Here is a 3136-nt window from a genome sequence, read left to right as displayed (position 1 = left end):
GCACCAACGCGCTGCAGATCAAGACCGGTTCCATGTCCCGTTCGGACCGCATGGCCAAGTACAACCAGCTGCTGCGCATCGAGGAAGACCTGGGCAACACCGCGACCTACCCAGGCCGCGGCGCGTTCTACAACCTGCGTTAAAGGGCACTCACGGCCCGGCATCGCTGGAAGCCTTCGCGCACGCACTCCCGCAGCAGCGCGTCGTTCCAGGGCTTGGTGTAGAAGCGGTCGATCGCGCCGCGGTTGACCGCCGCCATCATCGGCTCCAGTTCGAACTTGCCGGACAAGACGATGCGGAAGGTGTCCGGGTACATGGTCTTGACCCGGTCGAAGAAGGCCACGCCCTCCATCCGCGGCATTTGCTGGTCGCACAGGATGACGTGCACGTCGTGATGGGCCAGCGTGTCGAAGGCCTGCTCGGCGGACGGCGCCGACAGCAGCCGGTAGCCCTCGTGCTCGAACAGGGTCAGCAGCAGCTCGCGCATGAAGGGATCGTCGTCGATGATGAGCAGGGTGCGTTCCGGCGCGTCGGCGTCGGCGGGGCGCCCGGCGTGCCTGCTTTCCTGCAAAAAGCCGGTGATCGCCTCCGGGGGCAGGGGCCGGCTGTAGAAATAGCCCTGCGCCTCGTCGCAATCGTGGCGCCGCAAATAGCTCAGCTGCGCGGCCGTCTCCACGCCCTCGGCCACCACCAGCAGGTTCAGGCTGTGCGCCATGCTGATGATGGCGCGCACGATGGCGGCGTCGTCTGGGTTGTTGGTCAGCTCGCGGATGAAGGCGATGTCGATCTTCAGCTTGTCGATGGGGAAGCGGCGCAGGTAGGCCAGGCTGGAGTAGCCGGTGCCGAAGTCGTCGATGGCGATGCGCACGCCGCGGTCGCGCAGGTTGCGCAGGCAGGCGATGGTGCGCTCGGTGTTGAGCATCAGCGAGGTCTCGGTCAGCTCCAGTTCCAGCAAGCCCGGCGGCACCGCGTATTGGCCCAGCGCGCGCAGCACGTCCGCCTCCAGGTCGCCCTCCACGAACTGGCGGCCGGCGACGTTGACGGCGATCCGCATCGGGCCGACCGGACCGTCCAGCCAGGCCTGGATCTGGCGGCAGGCCTGTTCGATCACCCACTGGCCGACCCGCACGATCATCCCCGTCTCCTCCAGCGTCGGGATGAAGGCGGACGGCGGCACCAGCCCGTGGCCGGGGCGCTCCCAGCGCAGCAGCGCCTCCACGCCGGCGCCCTGGCCGCTGGCGATGTGCTGCTTGGGCTGGTAGTGCAGCACGAACTCGCCGTTGTCGATGGCCTTGCGCAGCGCGCTTTCCAGTTCCAGCCGCCGCAGCACGTCGGTGTTCATCTGCGCGGTGAAGAAGCGGAAGGTGTCGCGTCCGGCGTGCTTGGCCTGGTACATGGCGGTGTCGGCGTACTTGATGAGCAGGTCCGGGTCGGCCGCGTCGTCGGGATAGACGGTGATGCCGACGCTGGCCGTGACGGTGACCTCGTAGCCCTGCAGGTGGAAGGGCGCGCGCAGCGCGCCGCAGATCTTGTCGGCGATGTGGCCGACCACCTCGTGGTCGTCGCGCACCATCAGGATCAGCGCGAACTCGTCGCCGCCCAGGCGGCCGACCACGTCGCGCGCGCGCAGGCACGCCGTCAGCCGCTGGCTGAACTGCGCCAGCAGTTCGTCGCCGATGGCGTGGCCCAGCGTGTCGTTGACGTTCTTGAAATGGTCGACGTCGATGAACATGACGGCGACCTTCCAGCCGCGCGGACCGGCGTGCTCCAGGGTGTGGGCCAGGGTCTGGTAGAACAGGGTGCGGTTGGGCAGGCCGGTCAGCGGGTCGTGGTGGGCCTGGTGCTGCAGCTTTTGCTCGGCCTCCTTGCGTTCGCTGATATCGCGCACCACGCTGACGATGATCCAGTCGCCGGCCGAGCGCATCGCCTGGCGGTGCACCTCCACCTGCAGCGGCGTGCCGTCCTTGCGCGTCAGCGCCGCCTCGCACAGTTCCGGGTGGGCCTGGCCGGCGATGATGGCGTCGTAGACGCTTTTCAGCTCATCCAGCGTCCAGCCGCCCAGTGCGGCCGGGCCCTGCTGGAGCATCTCCTCGCGTGTGTAGCCCAGCATCTTGCAGCTGGTGGCGTTGACCTCCACGTAGCGCATGGAGTCGCGGCTGACCAGCATGATGGCGTCGGCGGTGGCGTCCATCGCGGTGCGGAAGCGCTGCAGGTCCGCGGTGCGGGCGCGCACCTGCTGCTCCAGGATGAAGCTGTAGTCCTGCAGGTCGCCGTAGGATTTCAGGCGCAGCAGGTTGCGCACCCGCAGCCACAATTCGGTGCGGTCGACCGGCTTGGTCAGGAATTCCTCGGCGCCGGCGTCCAGCCCGGCCAGGCGCGCGCCGCGCTCGGTGTGCGCGGTGACCATGATGATGGGGATGTTGGCGGTGGCCGGATTGGCCTTGACGATGCTGGCCACCTGGTAGCCGTCGATGCCGGGCATCATGATGTCGAGCAGGATCAGGTCGGGCGGGCAGTCGCGGATGGCCGCCAGCGCCTCCTCGCCGCTGGCGGCGGTGTAGGTCAGGTAGCCCTCGGGGCGCAGCAGCACGGCCAGCAGCCGCCGGTTCTGCGCCTCGTCGTCGACGATGAGGATGGTGGGGGCGGTGTGCAGGCTCATATCGGTGCTCCATTCGGTAAAAGGGCGTCGATCGCCGCGTACAGCTGCCGGTAGCAAAGCGGCTTGACCAGATAGGCGTCGCAGCCGGCGACCTGGCTCTTCTCCTGGTCCTCCTTCATCGCCATCGCGGTCAGCGCGATGACGGGGATGGCGGCCGTGCGGCGGTCCTGCTTGAGCAGCGCGGTGGCGGCCAGGCCGTCCATGCCGGGCAGCTGGATGTCCATCAGGATCAGGTCCGGCAGCTCGGAGCGCGCCATCGTCAGGCCCAGTTCCGCGTCGGCGGCGCACAGCACGTGGTGCGCCGCCTTGCGCAGCAGCAGCGACACCAGCTTCATGTTCGCCTTGTTGTCTTCGATTACCAGCACGGTGGCCATGGCGGGGTCCTAGCCCGGATATTTCATCAGTGAGTCTCTGCCCTGGCGAGATTCGGTGCAGAGGTGGCGAGGGTGCCCAGGTCGGCTGTTTTCGACGAGATTG

The 3136-nt window shown here is 67.9% G+C and carries 2 protein-coding genes and 1 pseudogene; 1 reads left to right on the top strand and 2 read right to left on the bottom strand.

The window, feature by feature from the left end:
* Positions 1-143 (top strand): annotated as a pseudogene (gene eno, locus BM436_RS35800) (phosphopyruvate hydratase); the annotation flags it as partial.
* On the opposite strand, the gene BM436_RS35795 reads toward eno, so the two are convergent.
* Both BM436_RS35795 and BM436_RS35790 read right to left on the bottom strand, forming a co-directional pair.
* Positions 140-2659: an EAL domain-containing protein gene (locus BM436_RS35795; RefSeq protein ID WP_093561675.1), complete on the bottom strand. Its 2520-nt coding sequence runs from the start codon at positions 2657-2659 to the stop codon at positions 140-142. The pseudogene eno and the gene BM436_RS35795 sit on opposite strands and share 4 nt — an antisense overlap.
* Positions 2656-3033 carry a response regulator gene (locus tag BM436_RS35790; RefSeq protein WP_093561674.1) on the bottom strand — a complete coding sequence of 126 codons (378 nt, stop codon included), beginning with the start codon at positions 3031-3033 and terminating at the stop codon, positions 2656-2658. The genes BM436_RS35795 and BM436_RS35790 overlap by 4 nt, the downstream gene beginning before the upstream one ends.
* Between the last annotated feature and the right edge of the window lie 103 nt (positions 3034-3136).

Origin of the sequence: Pseudoduganella namucuonensis, from assembly GCF_900116645.1 — a bacterium.
Taxonomy (GTDB): domain Bacteria; phylum Pseudomonadota; class Gammaproteobacteria; order Burkholderiales; family Burkholderiaceae_D; genus Rugamonas; species Rugamonas namucuonensis.
This window is presented reverse-complemented; position numbering and strand designations above follow the sequence as displayed.

Coding starts and splice junctions, on each gene's coding strand:
- BM436_RS35795 (WP_093561675.1), bottom strand. CDS start 2,659: ATGAGCCTGCACACCGCCCCCACCATCCTCATCGTCGACGACGAGGCG.
- BM436_RS35790 (WP_093561674.1), bottom strand. CDS start 3,033: ATGGCCACCGTGCTGGTAATCGAAGACAACAAGGCGAACATGAAGCTG.